At 51.1% G+C, this 20,440-nt stretch carries 18 protein-coding genes and 1 pseudogene; 12 read left to right on the top strand and 7 right to left on the bottom strand.

Annotated elements, in window-relative coordinates; all coding sequences use genetic code 11:
- Positions 1–44: 44 nt before the first annotated feature.
- Positions 45–791 (top strand): GNAT family N-acetyltransferase, encoded by a 747-nt coding sequence (locus tag AC0L73_RS05730; protein WP_473655093.1) that lies wholly within the window; start codon positions 45–47, stop codon positions 789–791.
- On the opposite strand, the gene AC0L73_RS05735 is transcribed toward AC0L73_RS05730, so the two are convergent.
- The 5 genes from AC0L73_RS05735 to AC0L73_RS05755 are packed head-to-tail and all read right to left on the bottom strand — an operon-like array spanning position 786 to position 4,512.
- On the bottom strand, positions 786–1,274 hold the full coding sequence (locus tag AC0L73_RS05735) for an ureidoglycolate lyase (RefSeq protein ID WP_473655094.1): 489 nt from the start codon (positions 1,272–1,274) through the stop codon (positions 786–788). The two genes, AC0L73_RS05730 and AC0L73_RS05735, sit on opposite strands and share 6 nt — an antisense overlap.
- Positions 1,271–2,284, bottom strand: a complete 1,014-nt coding sequence (alc, locus tag AC0L73_RS05740; RefSeq protein ID WP_473655095.1) for an allantoicase — start codon at positions 2,282–2,284, stop codon at positions 1,271–1,273. The genes AC0L73_RS05735 and alc overlap by 4 nt, the downstream gene beginning before the upstream one ends.
- A 34-nt stretch (positions 2,285–2,318) precedes the next feature.
- On the bottom strand, positions 2,319–2,831 hold the full coding sequence (gene uraD / locus AC0L73_RS05745; RefSeq protein ID WP_473655096.1) for a 2-oxo-4-hydroxy-4-carboxy-5-ureidoimidazoline decarboxylase: 513 nt from the start codon (positions 2,829–2,831) through the stop codon (positions 2,319–2,321).
- Positions 2,828–3,760: an allantoinase PuuE gene (gene puuE / locus AC0L73_RS05750; RefSeq protein WP_473655097.1), complete on the bottom strand. Its 933-nt coding sequence runs from the start codon at positions 3,758–3,760 to the stop codon at positions 2,828–2,830. Before puuE ends, uraD begins: the two co-directional genes overlap by 4 nt.
- Entirely contained in the window at positions 3,757–4,512 is a 756-nt protein-coding gene (locus tag AC0L73_RS05755; protein WP_473655098.1) for a GntR family transcriptional regulator, read from the bottom strand. The genes puuE and AC0L73_RS05755 overlap by 4 nt, the downstream gene beginning before the upstream one ends.
- 162 nt (positions 4,513–4,674) lie before the next feature.
- On the opposite strand from AC0L73_RS05755, the gene uraH reads away from it, so the two are divergent.
- The 11 genes and pseudogenes from uraH (at position 4,675) to AC0L73_RS05810 (ending at position 18,240) form a co-directional block, all read left to right on the top strand.
- Entirely contained in the window at positions 4,675–5,028 is a 354-nt protein-coding gene (uraH, locus tag AC0L73_RS05760) for a hydroxyisourate hydrolase (protein ID WP_473655099.1), read from the top strand.
- Positions 5,029–5,080: 52 nt separating this feature from the next.
- Positions 5,081–6,547, top strand: a complete 1,467-nt coding sequence (xdhA, locus tag AC0L73_RS05765; RefSeq protein WP_473655100.1) for a xanthine dehydrogenase small subunit — start codon at positions 5,081–5,083, stop codon at positions 6,545–6,547.
- On the top strand, positions 6,480–8,894 hold the full coding sequence (gene xdhB, locus AC0L73_RS05770; protein ID WP_473655101.1) for a xanthine dehydrogenase molybdopterin binding subunit: 2,415 nt from the start codon (positions 6,480–6,482) through the stop codon (positions 8,892–8,894). Before xdhA ends, xdhB begins: the two co-directional genes overlap by 68 nt.
- The gene (gene xdhC / locus AC0L73_RS05775) at positions 8,891–9,952 is read left to right on the top strand and encodes a xanthine dehydrogenase accessory protein XdhC (RefSeq protein ID WP_227949418.1); all 1,062 of its coding nucleotides are present in this window, start codon (positions 8,891–8,893) and stop codon (positions 9,950–9,952) included. Before xdhB ends, xdhC begins: the two co-directional genes overlap by 4 nt.
- 76 nt (positions 9,953–10,028) lie before the next feature.
- Complete coding sequence (locus AC0L73_RS05780) at positions 10,029–11,582, top strand: ABC transporter ATP-binding protein (protein ID WP_227949415.1); 1,554 nt, start codon at positions 10,029–10,031, stop codon at positions 11,580–11,582.
- Positions 11,572–12,648 (top strand): ABC transporter permease, encoded by a 1,077-nt coding sequence (locus tag AC0L73_RS05785; RefSeq protein ID WP_473655102.1) that lies wholly within the window; start codon positions 11,572–11,574, stop codon positions 12,646–12,648. Before AC0L73_RS05780 ends, AC0L73_RS05785 begins: the two co-directional genes overlap by 11 nt.
- Positions 12,648–13,577, top strand: coding sequence for an ABC transporter permease (locus tag AC0L73_RS05790; protein ID WP_227949411.1), 930 nt, complete (start codon positions 12,648–12,650; stop codon positions 13,575–13,577). The genes AC0L73_RS05785 and AC0L73_RS05790 overlap by 1 nt, the downstream gene beginning before the upstream one ends.
- A gap of 33 nt (positions 13,578–13,610) precedes the next feature.
- Entirely contained in the window at positions 13,611–14,687 is a 1,077-nt protein-coding gene (locus AC0L73_RS05795) for a BMP family ABC transporter substrate-binding protein (RefSeq protein ID WP_227949409.1), read from the top strand.
- Between the two features lie 86 nt (positions 14,688–14,773).
- Positions 14,774–15,780: pseudogene (locus tag AC0L73_RS05800) on the top strand (adenosine deaminase).
- 3 nt (positions 15,781–15,783) lie between these two features.
- Positions 15,784–17,031 carry a cysteine desulfurase family protein gene (locus tag AC0L73_RS05805; RefSeq protein ID WP_227949404.1) on the top strand — a complete coding sequence of 416 codons (1,248 nt, stop codon included), beginning with the start codon at positions 15,784–15,786 and terminating at the stop codon, positions 17,029–17,031.
- A 9-nt stretch (positions 17,032–17,040) separates the two neighbouring features.
- A complete protein-coding gene (locus tag AC0L73_RS05810; protein ID WP_473655103.1) occupies positions 17,041–18,240 on the top strand; it encodes a urate hydroxylase PuuD in 1,200 nt (399 codons plus the stop codon).
- Here AC0L73_RS05810 and AC0L73_RS05815 read toward each other — a convergent pair.
- Positions 18,237–19,073, bottom strand: a complete 837-nt coding sequence (locus tag AC0L73_RS05815; RefSeq protein ID WP_227949400.1) for a GNAT family N-acetyltransferase — start codon at positions 19,071–19,073, stop codon at positions 18,237–18,239. The two genes, AC0L73_RS05810 and AC0L73_RS05815, sit on opposite strands and share 4 nt — an antisense overlap.
- Before the next feature lie 123 nt (positions 19,074–19,196).
- On the bottom strand, positions 19,197–20,414 hold the full coding sequence (locus AC0L73_RS05820) for a serine hydrolase domain-containing protein (RefSeq protein WP_227949398.1): 1,218 nt from the start codon (positions 20,412–20,414) through the stop codon (positions 19,197–19,199).
- Positions 20,415–20,440 lie beyond the last annotated feature (26 nt).

The following is a 20,440-nucleotide window of genomic DNA, read 5'->3' on the forward strand; positions in this document are numbered from 1 at the left end:
GGCCCTCTCAGGAATACCAACTCAAATAAACTTTATGGCGTCTTATGTTACATCGGATTGCTGAAATAGAAGCCCATTCCCTTTCCGCCATCCCGGCGCTCAAAACCGAAATCTATGACGGTTGGCACTTGCGGTTTGCGCGAAACCATACACGTCGCGCCAATTCGGTCAATGTTGTATCGCAAGGGAAGCTACCGCTGATCGAAAAAATAGATCACTGCGAAGCGGCCTATGCAAAAGAAGAACAACCCTGCCATTTTCGCCTGACTCCGCTCGCCAATGAAGTGTTGGATGATATGCTAGCGGCGCGGGACTATGGCTCCTTCGGTGAGACAGAGGTGCGCATGCAGACACTTGAGAAAGATATTCACGCTGACACCGGCGAGGATCTCATCATATATGACTCTAACTCGGCAGTCTGGTTGAATGGCGTTGCGGCGTTAACGGGGCAGGATATGGCGAAACAGGATATTTTTCGAGAAATGCTGTCCTTGATTAATTTCGACATTCAGGCTATCGCCATTCTGTGCGGGAAAGAAATCGTCGCCTGCGGTATGGGGGTTCAATCCAAGAACTATCTTGGCCTTTTCGAGTTTGCGACCCACCCAAGTTTTCGCCGACGGGGTTTTGCCGCGCGCATTGCGCGGCATATGCTCCATACGGCTAAAAAGTCAGGTGTCACAATGGCGTACCTTCAAGTTGTGACAGAAAATAAAGCTGCGCGGGAATTCTGGAGCCGTATCGGTTTTCGTGATGTGCTCTACCGCTATCACTATCGGAGCAAGCTATAAAGTAAGGATCAGGTTTGGATCGTCAAAATAGATCTCATCGCAATTGGCGCCGTCTCCACCCCGGTCGATCACCAGAAAATCACTGACCTCCTCTAGTGCCATGACCGGATGATGCCACGTACCAGCGCGATAATTGACCCCCTGATACCCCTCCGCTCGAAATAGCCGCAAGTCATCCGGTCGAACTTGCTCCCCTTTCGGAGCGACCAGAACGAGATAGGGCCGATTGTTGAGCGGAATAAAAGCCTGACTTCCTCTCGGGTGCCGCTCTACCAAACGAATGTTCAGCGGATATTCAAGCGGGGTTGCGCGAAAGATATTTACCAGAACGTGCCCGCCGGTATCAGTCTCTATTTTCGCGAGGTCGTGAAAGCGGGTCGTTGATCCATTATTGATTGGAAAATTTTCCGCACCATCAGTCTCGATCACATCACCGAAAGGCGCAAAAGCCTCCCTCGTCAACGGTTCTATCTTGATGGTCATTTTACGTCCCGGCTAATGTGCCCATAAAGCCTCAGACGGCTGACCCCGCCATCGGGAATAATGTTAAGCCGGACATGACTCACAGGGCCAATATCTGCCACCTCTTTTTCAAAGCTGTGGATTGCATCCATTTCAAGCTTCTGTTCTGGCAGCAGCGTCTTCCAGAACATGCTTTGCGTGACGAGTGATTGGTCCGTTCCGCCTGATACCAACGCCGCCTGAATTGAGCATCGATCAGGATAATTTCCCTTAAAATGTGCCGTATCGACTTCGATTTTCGAAATAACCCCGGGATGACCTAAAGCAATCAACGCCCAGTCATTGCCGGGCTCTCGCCGTCGACGTGTCTCCCAACCATCGCCCATATTGATCCCGCGCCCTGGTGAGAGAATTTGCGATGGTGTGCCATAATGTTCATCGCTTGCGGCAATGCCGCGCCCGCCATTGATCAGCGCCGCAAGATCAATCATCTCATCCGGATCACGCTGATCCCAATTACATTGGACCTGCCCATAGACGCGAAGTCGGGCGACACCGCCATCAGGGTATATGTTGAGTCGCAAATGGCTCCAGGTGCGGGAATTCGAAACCGCATGCGCATGATGGCTATCGCCTTCCAAACCGACGGCGGGGAGGATTTCCGTCCATTCCGTATCAGAACCTGGCTCCCCCACCACTAGACAAGCATCGATGGACGCAGAGGGCGGAAAATTTCCCGTAAAGTGGCTGGTGTCAATATCGACACCATAAATCACACCCGGCAGGCCAAGACGAACAATGCAGTGATCATATCCCTCGCCACGCTTTCGGCGGCTTTCCCAGCCATCCATCCACTTGCCGTTTTCATCATATTTATCGGCGATAAATACCGGCGCCGCCGGATCGATCAGCCGGGATTTATCCGCAAAAAAATCATCCGTTGCAAAGATCACTTCCGCCCCAAGACGCGACGAGGCAAGGTCGATATACTTCTGGATGAAGCTGGCAACATCATCGGTTGGTAAACTCATTTATTTCTCCATATGCGATCCGAAGACCCCAATTCTATAGCTCGGCCAGACGAAATCGGGCAATCTTGTCTATTTCCGCAAGGGCAGTGGCAAACTCTTCTTCTTGCGAATTTTGAAGCCGCGCTTTAAATCCGGCAAGGATTTTATGGCGATTGCTATTCTTCACCGCCATGATAAAGGGAAAGCCAAATTTTTTCTTATAGGCCGCGTTATAATTCTGAATTGCCTCGAATTCCTCTGGTGAGCAATTATCCAACCCGGCCCCTGCCTGTTCAGACGTAGAGGCCGCTGTTAATTCCCCTTGCACAGCAGCCTTACCTGCGAGATCCGGATGCGCGTGAATGAGAGCGCGTTTCTCTTTCTCACTTGCCGCCGCGACAATTTTTGCCATCAGGCGGGCCAATTCTTCAATTTCATCATGTTTGTCGGAAATACCCGCGGCCCAGGCACGTTCCGCCACCCACGGGGAATGCTCATAAACCTCGCCAAATACTTCAATAAATTGAACGAAGTTCATTTTTCTGGGCAAAGATCGAAACTTTGTCACAGCAGCTCTATTTTCTGGGATGGCGGATGATATTCATGCCAGTGCCGAGCGATGTCAATGCGGCGACAGAACCAAACCCTATCATGCTCACGGGCGTATTCGATAAACCGCTTCAGCGCCGCAATCCGCCCTGGCCGCCCGACAATACGGCAATGCAAGCCGATTGACATCATCTTAGGACTCGCCTCCCCTTCCTCATATAAAGTATCAAAACTATCTTTTAGATAGGCATAGAATTGATCCCCACTGTTAAAGCCCTGCGGAGATGCAAAGCGCATGTCGTTCGCATCAAGCGTATAGGGGATTACCAATTGATGACGCCCGGCCTCATAATTCCAGTAGGGCAAATCATCGCCATAGGCATCGGCATCATAAAGAAAGCCACCTTCTTCCGCGACAAGACGGCTGGTGTTCGGACTTGTGCGCCCCGTATACCACCCAAGAGGACGCTCTCCGGTCATGCGTTCAATAATCTCAATTGCTTTTTGCATATGCACGCGCTCTACCGCTTCCGGCACATCCTGATAATTAATCCAACGATAACCATGGCTGCAAATCTCATGACCGAGATCGACGAATGCGCGGGTCACATTCGGGTTTCGTTCCAGCGCCATGGCAACGCCAAATATGGTCATTGGCACATCATACTTTTCGAACAGTTTCAGTATCCGCCAAACGCCCGCACGACTGCCGTATTCATAGAGCGATTCCATACTGACGTGGCGTTTTCCGGGCAAGGGATCAGCACCGATAATCTCGGATAAGAATGATTCGGACGCATCATCCCCGTGCAAAATGCAGTTCTCCCCGCCTTCCTCGTAATTCAGGACAAATTGAACTGCAACGCGGGCATTTCCCGGCCACTTCGGATCAGGTGGAGTTCGCCCGTATCCTATCAAATCACGAGGATATTCCTGCGCCTCATTCACATTGCACCCCGTGATTTTCCAGCTGTTTTAACGGGTTTTGAAAAAATTGAATAGAGATCCGCCTTTGTATCATTTTCACGAAGATTTAGTTGATCTTCACAGGCCTGCAAATGCGCATTCATAAGCGCAATTGCGCGATCTTCATCCCGCGCGGCGATGGCCTTGATTATTTCCGCATGCTCATCGCAGCTACAAGGTGAAAGCGTACCCTTTTGATATTGGACAATAATAAGGGAGGTACGTGAAACAAGCTCTCTTAAAAATGCCGACAGCGTTTGATTGCCCGCAATCTCCGCCAGCTTCAAATGGAAGTCACCAGACAAACGAACCCAGGCCTCATGATCTCCCGTCTCAAGACTGAGACGTTCTTCGGCAATGGCACACTTAAGGTCCTTTATATCCGCCGGAGATTGTTTACGAACGGCCGCACGAATAATCCCCTCCTCGATCAAGCGTCGCGCCTGCAAAACTTCTCTTGCTTCTTCCGGAGACGGCTCCGAAACAAAGGCTCCCCGATTAGGCTGAATTCGAACAATACGCTCATGAGAGAGGCGCTGCAAAACGGTGCGGATCACCGTCCGGCTGACACCGAATATTTCGCCCAAAGTATCTTCGGAGAGCTTGGTGCCGGGAGCAAGGCGTTGCTCCAGAATGGCGTCTAGCATCTCCTCATAAATATGATCATTCTGAGAGGTTTTTCGAGAGTCACTATTGCTTTCGGTCAAAGCGGCTGTTGGGGCAGTCCGGCTCATTTGTTTTCCTTAAATCTTTTAAATTCCCTCCCCATATTTATACAATATAGAAAATTATTGTATACAAAAATAATAAATTATGTGGACAATCGAGATTGTGTAATGCAAAGTTTTGACTGTTCTGCGGAGGAGCAGGGCAGAAGCCATTCTTTAAGGACAGCTATGGGCAAACTGACAACGCACGTTCTCGATACTGCCGCCGGAACCCCCGGGGAGGGAATTAGGGTTGAGCTTTATCGGCAATCTGGCAATGAGTGGAAGCTGATCAAAACAACTCATACGAATGCCGATGGGCGGTGCGATGCCCCCCTTATCGAAGGAGACTCCTTTTCTAAAGGGGAGTTTGAGCTTCATTTCCATGCCGGGGATTACTTTGACCGCCAAGACATTGCCCTACCAGAACCAAAGTTTCTTAATGAGGTGGTTCTCCGGTTTGGCATAGCCGACACGGAGGCGCATTATCACGTTCCTCTGCTTATCTCCCCCTATGGTTACTCCACCTATCGGGGAAGTTAAAGGCGATGGGAAGAAATGATATGATGGCAAAACGCACGATTGGACATCTCCCATGCGCCAAAAAGTAAGATATGTTCACCGGGGTGAAATTGTCGAGTTGGAGAATATCGATCCGACGAAGACGGTACTGAACTATCTTCGGTATGAGAAAGCACTGACCGGCACGAAAGAGGGCTGCGCCGAAGGGGACTGCGGAGCCTGCACTGTCGTTCTCGGTGAATTGGTTGATGGAAAACTTAAATATCAGGCCGTCAATGCCTGCATTCAGTTCCTCCCTACCCTTGATGGCAAGGAACTCATCACTGTTGAAGATCTGAAGGAAAAAGACGGCGCCCTGCATCCGGTACAAAAGGCGCTGGTGGATGCCAATGGAACACAATGCGGCTTCTGCACGCCCGGCTTTATCATGTCCCTCTTTGCCGAAATGCATTCGACCCCGAAAACCGACAGATCCCATATCAATGATGTTTTGGCGGGCAATCTCTGTCGTTGCACTGGCTACGGAACAATCGTTGATGCCGCGGTTGCGGTTGCTCAATCGAGCGAAAAGGACAAGTTCCATACTGAGATGACAGCGACCTCCGCGCTGCTTGCGGCATTTGAAAAAGATTCCGGACTTCACCTGACATGGCTTGATCGTCATTACTTTGCACCGAAGACGGTTGACGAATTAATCGATGTTCTTGCCCGTTATCCGGATGCAATCCTTCTATCCGGGGCAACGGATGTCGGCCTCTGGATCACGAAACAACACCGGGAATTGACGACGGTTATCTATCTTGGGCAGATTCAAGAACTGAAAGAAATTGAGACGCAGGAAGGTGGTCTGAAACTCGGCGCAAGCGTAACCTATAGTGATGCATGGGCCCCACTTGCAGAGCTTTACCCCGACTTCGGGGAGTTGATCCGCCGCATTGCGTCAACCCAAATCCGCAACAGCGGCACCATTGGCGGCAACATTGCCAATGGCTCACCCATCGGAGATACGCCACCCGCCTTGATCGTGTTGAATGCGAGGCTTCATTTGCGCTCCAAAGATGGCCCGCGCGATATTCCGATTGAAGACTTCTTTATCGACTATGGCAATCAGGATTTGAAACCCGGAGAATTTGTCGAGGCGGTTACCGTCCCTCTCCCGAAGGTAGATGCGAAATTTGCAACTTATAAAATCTCCAAGCGGTTTGATCAGGATATCTCAGCCGTTTGCGCGGCCTTTCATCTCACTCTTAAGGGAGATACTGTCGAAGATATTCGAATTTGCTATGGTGGCATGGCTGGCATCCCGAAGCGTGCGCATCTCACGGAAAAGGCAATTATCGGTCAGGCTTGGAACGAAACTACGATTTCAGACACCTTGCCTCTAATGGAGGAGGACTATCAGCCGCTCTCCGATATGCGGGCCAGCAATCAATATCGGATGCTCGCCGCACAAAACCTGCTTCGCAAATTCTATGTTGAAACAGCGACGCCTGAGGTTCCCACGCGACTGCTTGGAGAAGGAGGGCTCGCCTGTGCGTAACCCGCCACTCAGCCGGAATGTAATCAGGGGCACGGTTCATGCGCCCAGACACCACGATAGCGCCGCGAAGCAGGTCGCCGGCGAGGCTCTCTATATTGATGACATTGCCGAGCCAAAAGACCTCTTGAACCTTTATATTGCCCAAAGCGAGAAGGCCCATGCAAAAATCCTGAAGTTGGATGTTTCGGCTGTGCGACGAGCACCGGGTGTCGTTGTCGTGCTAACGGCGGATGATGTGCCGGGGATCAATGATGCCTCCCCCATTGCGGGTGATGATCCGGTATTCGCGGAAGAAATTGTCGAGTATGCTGGGCAATCTCTTTTTGCCGTGGCGGCCGAAACGCTCGATCAAGCGCGAGCGGCGGCAAAGCTCGCCATTATTGAGTATGAAGAACTGCCCGCGATTGTCACTGTTGAACAGGCGATGGCCGCCAACTCCTTCGTTCTGCCAACGCGGGAAATCCGGCGCGGTGATGCGTCCGCATCGATAAAGGCGGCAAAACACCGCCTTACGCAGCGATTTGAAATCGGCGGTCAGGACCATTTTTATCTGGAGGGTCACGTTGCCCTGGCCCTGCCGGGAGAGAACGGTGATATTTTCATTTATTCCTCAACTCAACATCCGACAGAAGTACAGCATAATGTCGCAAAATTCCTGAACTTGTCAGATCACGCCGTCACCGTCGAGGTTCGGCGCGTGGGGGGCGGCTTTGGCGGTAAGGAAACTCAAGGTGCCTGGTTTGCGGCCATTGCTGGCCTCACGACAAAGCTGACGGGGCGTCCCGCGAAAATTCGCCTAGACCGGGACGACGACATGATTATGACCGGCAAGCGGCATGATTTTGTCGTGACTGTTGAAATGGGCTTTGATGATAACGGGCGCGTCAGCGGCGCAGAGTTTATCTTTGCCTCCCGTTGTGGACGGTCCGCAGATTTATCAGCCTCTATCAATGATCGTGCGATGTTCCATGCGGATAATTGTTATTATTTTGAAAATGTGACGATAATCTCCCACCGCTGCAAGACCCACACGGTCTCCAACACCGCATTCCGTGGTTTCGGCGGCCCGCAAGGAATGCTCGCACCGGAGCGGATGATGGACGCAATCGCCTGCTACCTTGGCAAGGACCCAATTGACGTTCGAAAAGCTAACCTCTATGGCAAAAAATCGCGCAATGTCACGCCCTATCAAATGACTGTTGAAGATAACATCGCGCCGGAGATAATTGCCGAGCTTGAAAAGAGCTCTGACTACGCCGCACGCCGCGAAGCAATCCGTGCCTTTAACAAAGCCAGTCCTTATCTCAAAAAGGGGATTTCTCTCACCCCAGTGAAATTCGGCATTTCCTTCACCGCCACTCATTTAAATCAGGCTGGCGCATTGCTACATGTCTACACGGACGGCAGCGTGATGATCAATCATGGCGGCATAGAAATGGGGCAAGGTCTCTATATCAAGGTCGCGCAGGTGGTTGCGGAAGTTCTCCAGATTGATATTGAGCGGGTAAAAATAACGGCAACACGTACCGATAAAGTGCCGAATACATCCGCAACCGCCGCTTCCTCCGGCGCGGATATTAACGGAAAGGCCGCAGAAGCCGCCGCCATTGCGATCAAGGAACGGTTGGCAAAATTCGCGGCTGAGTATTATGGCGTGAAGCTTTCAGAAATTACATTCCTACCGAACCGCATTCGTATAGGAAAGCATGTTGTTTCCTTCCGAGATCTGGTGCAACTTGCTTATATGAGCCGTATATCACTCTCCTCTACTGGCTTTTATAGCACTCCAAAAATTCACTACGACGCGGAAACATTAAGTGGGCGCCCCTTCTATTATTTCGCCTATGGCGCCGCCGTATCAGAGGTGATCATTGATACACTGACAGGGGAAAACAAAGTTGTTGCGGTCGATATCCTTCATGATGCGGGCAAGAGCCTCAATCCGGCGATTGATCTTGGTCAGATTGAGGGCGGCTATATTCAGGGGATGGGCTGGCTGACGACGGAGGAGCTTTATTATGATGACAAGGGCATCTTGAAAACCCATGCCCCGTCGACCTACAAAATCCCCGCATGCAGTGACCGCCCCGCTATCTTTAATATGAAGATATTTGAACAGGGCGAGAATGTCGAAGAAACGATTTTCCGCTCAAAAGCAGTGGGAGAACCACCGCTAATGCTCGCCATCTCCGCCTTTAATGCGATTGCCGATGCGATATCCAGTGTCACGGATTACCGCTTCTATCCGGAGTTGAATGCACCAGCGACGCCGGAAAGGGTCTTGATGGCAGTCCAGAATATTTCAGAAACCGCAAAGACGCATAAACTGACGGAAGCGGCTCAATGAGCAACTGGTCAGAAATAGCTGAAGCTTATTGTCCGGATCGTGACGGCGCCGCTGTTCTGGTTACTGTCGGACGGATCAAAGGATCAACACCACGCGATACTGGTGCGAATATGCTGATCACCACAACAAGATGTATCGGTACTATTGGTGGCGGGAGACTTGAGTATACTGCCATTGAAAAGGCCCGCGACCTCCTAAGTAATGAAACCAAATCTTCCGAAATACATGAGCTGCCGCTTGGGCCGGAACTTGCGCAATGCTGCGGCGGCTATGTTGAGTTGCTACTGTACAAGCTTCAGGAAAATGACGCATTAATATTAATTAACCAGTTAAATGAAAATAAAGAGAAATCGACCATTTTGCTTTACTGGTCAGAGACTGAATGCCGCCATCAGATTGTTAGTGAAAGCGACAGTCTGATATACCTGAATAAGCCATTGCAGGCCGCGATTGAACGGCAGCTCAATTCGCCGGGGACAGAAATTGTTGAAAACCGGCAATCCCACAATACCGACTTTACACTCGTTCAGTCACTTCATGATGCAGAATTTAACGTCACGGTATTCGGTGCCGGTCATGTCGGCCGGGCGTTAATTACCGCACTCACTCCCCTTCCCTGCCAGATTAAATGGATCGATTCACGTGCATCAGAGTTTCCGGCGGAAATTCCGAAAAACATCCTTAAAGTCGTTACGGAAAGTGAAGCCAGTGCAATAGCCGACTGTCCGGCAGGAAGTTATTTCCTCGTCATGACACATAGCCACCAGCTCGATCTTGAAATCTGCGAAAAATTACTGTCGACTAAAGAGGATGCCGCTTTTATCGGTTTGATCGGATCAAAAACCAAAAAGTCCAAGTTTGAAAAACGATTGGCTGTGCGGGGGTTTGATCGCATAGCGATTTCCCGCATAACATGCCCGATCGGGATCGAGGAACTCGGCGGAAAACGCCCGGTGGAAATTGCCCTTAGTATTGCGACAGATCTTTTACGGCGCCATCAGCAAACACGGGCGCGTATATCGCCACGCAATCGGAACGAGGCAAACAGCTCATCTTGAAAAAGCTTTACCAGATAGAAACAACGACGGAAGATACGGCAAATATGAGGGAGCCTACAATTTCGGGGATAGTAAAATGAGTGGAAACGAGGGGGTAACGCCGCAGCTTGAATTGCGCGGCATAACTAAGGCCTATCCCGGATGCCTTGCCAATGATCATATCGATCTTAAAATCATGCCGGGCGAAATTCATGCGCTGCTCGGGGAGAATGGCGCGGGGAAAAGCACACTTGTCAAAATTATATACGGTGTTCTTCAGGCAGATGAAGGTGACATTATCTGGGCTGGTGCTCCCGTCTCCATAGCCAACCCCCATAGCGCCCGCAAAACCGGTATCGGAATGGTTTTTCAGCACTTTTCTTTGTTCGAGGCCATGACTGTCACCGAGAATATTGCTCTGGGTATGTCTGGTCGTCAAAACATGAAGGCTCTCGAACAAAATATTATCGAAGTCTCCAACAGCTATGGGCTACCGCTTGAGCCAAACCGCCAAGTCCATACGCTTTCGGTCGGTGAGAAGCAGCGCATTGAAATTGTCCGCTGCTTGTTGCAAAAACCAAAACTCCTGATTATGGATGAGCCGACCTCTGTCCTTACTCCGCAGGAGGCCGAGAAGATGTTTGAAACTCTTCGCCGACTGTCTGAAGAGGGCGTCTCCATTCTCTATATCAGTCACAAGCTCGATGAAATAAAGGCGCTCTGCCACAAGGCAACTATCCTCCGCGGCGGCAAATATATCAGCGAATGCGATCCAACCCAGGAAACCGCAAAAAGCCTTGCAGAGATGATGATCGGCACGAACCTTCAAGCGCCTGAACATCATGAAACATCGAAGAAGGGTCCAATCCGGCTGAAGGTCCGCAATCTTTCAATTGACGCAGATGTGGAATTTGGGATCAACCTTAGCGCCATTAACTTCGATGTTCGCGGTGGCGAAATTCTGGGCATCGCGGGTGTTGCCGGAAATGGTCAGATTGAACTTCTCGCGGCCTTAAGCGGAGAAACCACATGCCGTGATGCGGAAACCATTGCATTAGATGATAAGGCAGTCGGTCAACTCGGTCCGAACTCGCGGCGCGATCTCGGCCTCGCTTTCGTCCCCGAAGATCGGCTGGGTCATGGCTCGGTGCCTGAAATGATGTTGACAGAAAACGCCTTTTTAAGCGGATTTCGTCGCATGTCTCTGTTGAATGGCGGCTTTATTAATAATGGGGGCACATCCGATTATGCCTCGGATATCGTGCAGAAATTTGATGTCCGAACTCCTGGAATCTATCATACAGCCAACAGCCTTTCAGGTGGAAATCTACAGAAATTCATTGTCGGACGTGAAGTCCTGCAACAACCGAATGTTATCATTGTCGCCCACCCGACCTGGGGTGTTGACGCCGGGGCTGCGGCCTTCATCCATCAGACGCTTATTGATCTTGCCGAGAATGGCGCGGCCGTGCTTGTGGTCAGTCAGGATTTAGATGAGCTCTTCGCGATTAGCGACAGAATTGCCGTCATCGCGGAAGGCCGTCTGTCCGTCGGGCGGGAATTGAGCGAAATAACAATTGAGGAAATCGGGCTCCTGATGGGGGGCACCCATGGCATGGGTGAAACTGAGGGGGTCTCCGATGTTGCTTAAAATTGAAAAAAGGGCCGAATACTCGAAGTCGATGGTCTATTTGACCCCGATTATTGCCCTTGTTCTGACGGTGCTGACCAGTATCGTGCTGTTTGAATCGCTTGGGGTCAATCCGATCGAGGCGCTGTACCAATTCTTCATTGCTCCACTTGATACGCAATATGAATTCTCCGAGTTATTCGTTAAAGCAACACCGCTGATATTATGCGCAATCGGATTGTCAGTCGGCTTTCGCGCAAATGTCTGGAATATCGGCGCGGAAGGACAACTCACGATGGGAGCAATCGTGGGCAGTAGCCTTTTTATCTATTTTCCTGAAACCGACAGCGTTTTTCTACTTCCTGCGATGATTATCATGGGAGCCTTGGGGGGCGCCGCGCGGGCCGCGATCCCCGCGTTCTTTAAAACCCGCTTTAACGCTAATGAAATTCTGACCAGCCTGATGCTGGTCTATGTAGCACTACTGCTTCTATCTCTGTTGATCCACGGGCCATGGCGAGACCCGGCAGGCTTCAACTTTCCTGAATCCCAAACTTTCAGTGAAAGTGCGGACATGCCCATTCTGATATCAGGCACGAGAATGCACTTCGGCACCCTTTTGGCACTGTTCGCTGTTTTCGGTGCATGGATCATGATGGCGCGCACCCTTATTGGCTTTCAGATAAAGGTCATCGGGGAGGCACCGCGCGCCGGTGGATATGCCGGTTTCAGCCAGAAGAAAATTATCTGGTTCACGCTTCTTTTTGCCGGCGCCCTCTCAGGCATTGCCGGACTGTCGGAGGTAAGCGGCCCAATCGATCAGGTTGTTCCTTCCATCTCGCCGGGATATGGCTTCACGGCGATTATCGTGGCCTTCCTCGGTCGGCTTCACCCTGTCGGCATTTTCTTCGCGGGCCTGCTGATGGCACTCACCTATCTCGGTGGCGAGACCGCGCAGATTAATCTCGGCTTACCGGTTGCCGTCACTGGTGTGTTTCAGGGAATGGTGCTCTTCTTCCTGCTTGCCTGCGATGTGCTCGTCCACTATCGGTTCCGTCTGAATATTGCAAGAAAGGCCACGTCATAATGAGCGGATTTGATTGGATAGTGCCGGTTATCCTTACCGTTATTACGGCAGCGACCCCACTTGTTTTCGCCGGGATCGGCGAACTCGTGACGGAAAAATCAGGGGTACTCAATCTTGGCGTTGAAGGGATGATGCTGGTTGGCGCCGTCAGCGGATTTATCACCGCCCTCGTGACAGGGAATTACTTTCTGGCTGTCTGTGCGGCGGCTTTCGCCGGTGCGGTGATGGCATTCCTTTTCGGCGTTCTCACCCTCTCGCTCATGGCGAACCAGGTGGCAACCGGCCTCGCCCTTACCCTTTTCGGCGTTGGCCTCAGTGCATTGATGGGTCAGGAATTCGTTGGTGAACCTATCTCCGCACTGAACAAGCTCAACATTGCCGGTTTGTCCGACCTGCCGTTCATCGGGCCCATCTTATTTGCGCAGGATGCCTTGGTATATCTCTCTTTTGCCATGGTCGCGATTGTCAGCTGGTTTCTGTATAAGACAAAGGCCGGCCTTGTCTTGCGTGCCGTTGGCGATTCTCATGATGCGGCGCACTCAATTGGATATCCGGTCATCGCAATCCGCTATCTGGCGGTTATGTTCGGCGGTGCAATGTCGGGGATCGGCGGCGCTTATCTGTCACTCGCCTACACACCGATGTGGGCGGAGAACATGACAGCGGGGCGAGGTTGGATCGCGCTTGCGCTTATCGTCTTTGCAACCTGGAAACCCGGGCTGGTACTGGTTGGCGCCTATATGTTTGGCGGTATTACCATTTTGCAGTTGCACGCACAAGCCGCCGGACTTAACGTACCCTCACAAGTCCTTTCGATGCTGCCGTATCTCGCGACCATAATAGTTCTCGTCCTGATATCGAAAGATGAATCCCGAATTCGAAAACATGCGCCGGCTTGCATAGGCAAGATTTTTCATCCGGCGGCATGAAGCTAAAATTTTCAGTTTAAGAAGGAGAAAGTAATGACACGAAAACAACTCTCAGGCCTGGTTAGCGCTGTCGCACTGGCTGGCGGATTACTAATGGGCGGAACGGCCGCCGCAGAAGATAAAATCGGTTTCATCTATGTCGGGCCAATCGGCGATCACGGCTGGACCTATCGCCATGAACTGGGTCGGCAGGCCGTTCAAAATGAATTTGGTGACAAAGTCAAAACGACCTATGTCGAAAGCGTCAAGGAATCAAGCAGCGAACCGGTCATCCGGCAGATGGCTGCAGATGGCTATAAACTGATTTACACAACCTCCTTTGGCTTCATGAACCCAACCCTGAAAGTCGCCAAGCAGTTCCCGGATGTAAAGTTTGAGCATGCAACAGGCTATAAACGGGCAGACAACGTCAGCACCTATTCCTCTCGGTTCTATGAAGGTCGCTATGTCGTCGGGAAGATTGCCGGGAAAATGACGAAATCAAACGTCATCGGATATATCGGGTCGTTTCCGATCCCGGAAGTGGTTCGCGGTATCAATGCGATGACCCTTGCCGCCCGCAGCGTTAACCCCGATGTCACGGTAAAGGTTGCGTGGGTAAATACCTGGTATGACCCGGGCAAGGAAGGTGATGCCGCAAAGGCCCTCATTGATCAGGGCGCAGATATCATCCTGCAACACACGGATAGTCCCGCCCCTCTTCAGGTTGCTGAAAATCGCGGTGTCTGGGCCGTGGGTCAGGCTTCAGATATGACAAAGTTCGCTCCCAAGGCACAGCTTACCGCTATTATCGACAATTGGGATGGGTACTATGTCGCGCGGACAAAAGCGGTACTTGATGGAAGCTGGAAGTCTGAAGACACTTGGGGTGGCCTCAAATCAGGAATGGTCGAACTCGCCCCCTATAACGACGCTATACCTGCTGACGTAGTTGCACTTGCGGAAGAAACCAGAAAAGGAATCGAAGCTGGCACGATCATGCCCTTTGCCGGACCCATTACCAAACAGGATGGCTCTGTCGGCGCGAAAGAAGGCGAGTCACTTGATGATGGCGTCCTTCTTGGCATGAACTGGTACGTAGAAGGCGTCGAAGGACAGCTACCAAAATAAATTGGTTCAGCGAGCACATATCTCCGCCGGAATTGACACCCTCGGCGGAGATATATTTTCACTAGATGATTTGAATGGATCCATCCATGGATGACCTAAAAAAATTCATTTGGAACATGCCGAAAGCAGAGTTGCATCTACATATAGAGGGCAGTCTGGAACCGGAATTGATGTTCGCGCTTGCCCGGCGTAATAAAGTTGAAATTCCATTCGCAACGGTGGAGGAAGTCCGGGATGCCTACCAATTCTCGAACTTGCAGGATTTTCTGGATATTTATTATCAGGGTATGAGTGTCCTGCTGGAAGAGCAGGATTTTTACGACCTGACATTTGCTTATCTCACCAAGATGCACGAGCAGAATGTCATCCATGTAGAGATTTTTTCGACCCGCAAGGTCACACAGACCGAGGTATTACTTTCGCAACGGTCATCGCGGGCATCACCCGGGCGCTGAGCGATGGGCTTGAAAAATACGGTATTACCTCCAATCTCATTATGAGCTTTCTCCGGCACCTAAGCGAAGACGCCGCTTTTGCCACCCTTGCCGAGGCACTTCCCTATCGCGACCGGATCATTGCCGTTGGTCTTGATTCTTCGGAAATGGGTCATCCCCCTTCCAAATTTGCACGCGTTTTCGAAAAGGCAAAGGCAGAAGGATTTCTTGCCGTTGCTCATGCCGGTGAGGAAGGACCGCCGGAATATGTTTGTGAAGCCCTCGACCTGCTCAAGGTTGATCGGCTGGACCATGGCAACCGGGCGCTTGAAGATGCTGCGCTGGTGATGCGGCTGGCAGAAAGCCAAATTGCCCTTACAGTCTGTCCACTTTCCAACTACAAGCTCGCGGGGGTCACCGACATGCGTGCGCACCCCATAAAGAAAATGCTGGAGCTTGGGTTGAAGGCGACTGTTAATTCTGATGATCCCGCCTATTTCGGGGGCTATATGAACGAAAATTTCGAGGCAATCACCGAAAGCCTCAACCTTACAAAAGAGGAAATTCTCAACCTCGCCAGAAACGGTTTTGAAGCAAGCTTCTGCAGCGACACGGAGAAGCAGGCGATGATTTCCCGGCTTGAGGCGTATGGGGCCTGAGCCATGCGCAGCCCAACAACAGAGCACCGCCAAATAACCTTCGCAGGGGAAATCCTGACACTCCCCATTTATCTGGATTACCAGGCGTCGACACCGCTCGACCCTCAGGTGGAAAAAGCAATGGCAGACTGTCAGAAATACTTACCCGGCAATCCGCACAGCAATACACATAGTTTTGGCCATAAGGCCCGCCGCAAAATTGAAGAGGCCCAAGGTCATATTGCGGGGCTGATCAATGCGCAGCCACATGAAATCATCTTCACCTCTGGCGCGACAGAAGCCAACAATCTTGCGCTACTCGGCATTGCCAACGCCCTAAGCAGTCCGCGCCATATCATCTCCGTTCGAACAGAGCATGAATCCATCCTGCAACCACTCGAATATCTTGCTGCATACGAAGATATCGATGTCACAGTTCTGTCGGTCGATAAAAACGGCTTGATAGATATTGATGCTCTCACATCGACCATACGACCCGAGACAATTCTGGTTTCGGTCATGGCCGCCAATAACGAGACCGGTATCTGTCAGGACATCTCCGCCATTGGTCGGATTTGCGCGGAACGTGATATTCTTTTTCATACGGACACAGTACAGGCGCTCGCGACAGAAAAAATTGACGTGATCGCGCAAGACATATCCCTCCTCAGCCTGTCAGGTCACAAGCTATACGGCCCAATGGGCATTGGCGCCCTTTATGTGCGGGAAAGAACAGACATTGCCCCACTCTTCTACGGTGGGGCACAGCAACGATCCATTCGCCCAGGAACCCTTCCCACGGCTGCTTGCGTTGGGCTTGGAGAAGCCTGCCGGATAATCGCCGAAAACAGATCAAGTGATCATAATCATCTCCAACGGCTGCGCTCAATCATTACGCATCACCTAACTACTGAGCTGGTAAATGCGGTTGAGATAAATGGGGAGGAAGTACCTCATATACCCGGATGTCTCAGTCTCAGCTTTGCTGACATGGACGCGGAAAACCTCCTATACGAGCTTCCAGACCTTGCCGTCAGCACGGGATCGGCCTGCAGCACAATGGCTGGGGAACCGTCACATGTCTTGAAAGCGATGGGAAGGAGCGCTGTCGAAACCGCGGCAACATTCCGGCTGGGGATTGGGCGCACAACAACTGAGGCCGAGGCAAGATATGCTGCCGCACAAATCATCACCGCATACCGCCGTCTCACCGCCGGCAATGAGACAGCCGAAATTCTGGGAAAAACCATCCAGCATAACAGGGTGTCATAGGGGAAGTTGATGGAATTTGAATTGATGGAATGGTTTCAACTCGCTGTCCGCTGGATCCATATGATCACCGGCATTGCCTGGATCGGGGCATCCTTTTACTTTGTCTGGCTCGATATGAACCTTACACCGCCGGAGAAAGAAGGATGCAAAGACAAAGCAGGTGTTGGTGGGGAACTATGGGCCGTGCATGGCGGTGGATTTTATGAAGTTCAAAAATATCGCATGGCCCCGCCCGCAATTCCACAAACGCTCCATTGGTTCAAGTATGAGGCCTATTTCACATGGATCAGCGGGTTTATTCTGCTGACGATCCTCTATTATTTCGGCGCAGACATCTATCTCATCGATAGGAGTATTGCAGATATTTCCACTGATGCCGCCATCCTGATCGGTCTGGGTTCCATCATTGGTGGCTGGATCATCTATGATCTCCTTTGCAAGTCCCCCCTGATTAACAATCAAATGATCTTCGGCCTTGTCCTGTTTACCTTGCTCACTCTGGCGTCATTCGGGCTATCGCAGGTATTCAGCGGCCGCGGCGCCTATATTCACGTCGGGGCAATCATGGGAACGATCATGGTCGCGAACGTTTTGATGATCATCATTCCGGGGCAGGTCGCGCTTGTTTCCGCTGCAAAAAAGGGCGAGCCCCCCGATCCGGTTTATGGTCTCCGGGCAAAGCAAAGATCGCTGCATAACAATTATTTCACCCTGCCGGTTTTGTTCATCATGATCAGCAACCATTATCCCATGACCTACGGCAACCCATACGGTTGGTTGCTGCTGGCAGGCATCTCCCTTGTTGGAGTATTGGTCAGGCATTTTTTCAATATGAAAAATCAGGGGCGTGCGAAGCAAGGGTTTATTCTGCTACCCATCGCCTTTGTCCTTTTCTTCGCCATTGCCTATGCGGCCGCCCCTAAGTCCGAGGATGCGCCCACCGAGAAGATTTCTTTTGCGACGGTTGAGACCATCATCCATGAACGCTGCACAAGCTGTCATGCCGCCAAGCCGACGAATACGGATTTTGAGACCCCTCCCAAAGGTGTCAGACTGGAAACATCTGCGCAAATCGCCCGTGAGAAGACCCGCATCAAGCAACAAACCGTCGATACGAAAACCATGCCACTTGGCAACCTCACCCAGATGACGGATGAGGAGCGAAAGATTATCGGCTGGTGGATTTCACAGGGTGCGTCAACGGATTAAGAATAAATCTGAACCGGATTTCCCGTTGCCACAGGGGCAGGCACCTTTTCCTTTTCCCGTCTGTCCCGCGAAAAATGACGGATATATTTGTTCGTTACATTTTCCGTTTCCACGATAACGCACACATCAATGGTATTGAATTGATGGTCAATAACGGCACCGTCTCCGATATACCCGCCAAGGCGTAAATAACCTTTTAGAAGCGGAGGCAATTCACGCTGTGCAAGCTCGATATCCACTTCCTTGCGTTTCATCATTTTCATCGGGATATAATGTTTGTCGAGGGCGCGCGGACGCAGATGTCCCGGCGCCTTATGGAAATGATGCAGATAGGAAAGTACTCGCGCCTGCTCTTTCAGATCCGTGCCATGAATACTGCCACAGCCGAACATAATCTGAACGTCATGAATATGGATATAGGACGCAATACCACGCCATAAAAGCTGCATCGCACCGCGTCGGCGATAGGCCGCGTCGATGCAAGAACGGCCCAACTCCATGATTTCGCCCGGAAAGATCGTCAGATTACAAAGATCAAATTCTGATTGTGAATAAAAGCCGCCATGCTTCTGAGCAACGCTACTCCGAAGGAAACGATAGGTTCCGACAACGCAAGGCGCCGCCTCCGTGCCTTTTTCAAGATCAATGACGAGTAGATGATCGCAAAACGCGTCATACCGATCCACATCACGAGATTTTTCCTGACAAAGAACCGACGGTTTCGCCCCCATTTCTTCATAGAAAATGCGATAGCGCAAAGACTGCGCCGCATCCAGATCTGCGGCACTGTTTGCCAGACGAAGTTCCAGATTATTAAATCGTAACGGTTCCAAGACATACTCCTAATTACTCTTTCGAGAGATTTAGGGAGAACATCTCAAATGATTGTTGCAGCTAAATGTCCGATCCGTGACGCAAAATTTGCTATTTCATGTCAGTTTTACGACACCCCACCATCAATCCATTATTGCTTGATAAACCAGCGCGCGCAGTTCCTTCCGTAATGGATAATGGCTGCTCGGAATGAATTGGGTCAGGAAAACAACAGTCATGTCCTCTATCGGATCAACCCAGAATACTGTGCTTGCCATACCGCCCCATCCAAAATCACCGGGAGAGCCCATCATCTGTGACAGCGCCGGATCTATCATGACCCATCCACCGAGTCCAAAACCGACCCCCACGAATGACACCTCGGAGAAAACCGCCTGACCATATTGAGCAAGGTCGCCATCCAGATGATTTTCCATCATGAAATCGACAGTACGTGGTCCCAAAAGCTGGCCACCCTCATAGGCACCCTTGCAACGTAGCATCTCCGCGAACTTAAGGTAATCGGACGCCGTTGAAATCAGTCCGCCACCGCCGGAATAGCAGGCGACTTTCTCCATTCGAAACGCGCTTTTCGCCGCGGAATCCAGCACCGTCATAGCACCGGTATCATCCGCACCATATGCGGTAGCGTAACGATCTATTTTCTCTTCCGGTATCCCGAAATCGGTGTCCACCATTCCAAGCGGTTTGAAAATATGCTCATGAAAATATGATTTGAGATCCTGACCTGAAATAATCTCAACCAGTCGACCGACAACATCAGTCGATACGCCATAGTTCCAGCGGCTACCCGGATTGAATTGCAGCGGCATCTCCGACAGTTGCTGGATTTGGCCTTCCAGGCTACCCCGCGTCGTTCCGAAATCCATCTTATTGGCATTATAATATTTGCCGAGAACACCTTCATTAAACCCGTAAGTCATACCAGACATGTGGGTCAGCAGGTTATGCACCGTGATTTTACTGGTTGCCGGCTCGGTATCGTCAATACTGCGGGCCTGAGGCCTGAGAACCTGCATGTCCTTGAAGGCCGGAATAAATTCCTCCAGCGGATCATCCAGATGAAACAATCCCTTTTCATACAGCATCATCAAGGCAACAGATGTGATCGGCTTGGTCATGGAATAGAACCGCGCCATGGTATCGTCAGTCCATGGATTATTATTTTCTCGATCTGCTTGACCAACAGATTTCGAATAAGCGATTTTGCCGCTTCGGGCGATTAGCGTTTGCGCCCCCGCGAGCTTTCCGCCGTCGACATATCTATTCATCCAGTCGGTAATATACTCAAGACGCTTGGGTTCAAAGCCAAGACTTTCGGGTTGATGAACGGGTTTCACGACATGCGTTCCTTTTCCTGGGTCTA

The sequence above is a fragment of the Sneathiella sp. D3-11 genome (assembly GCF_055809395.1).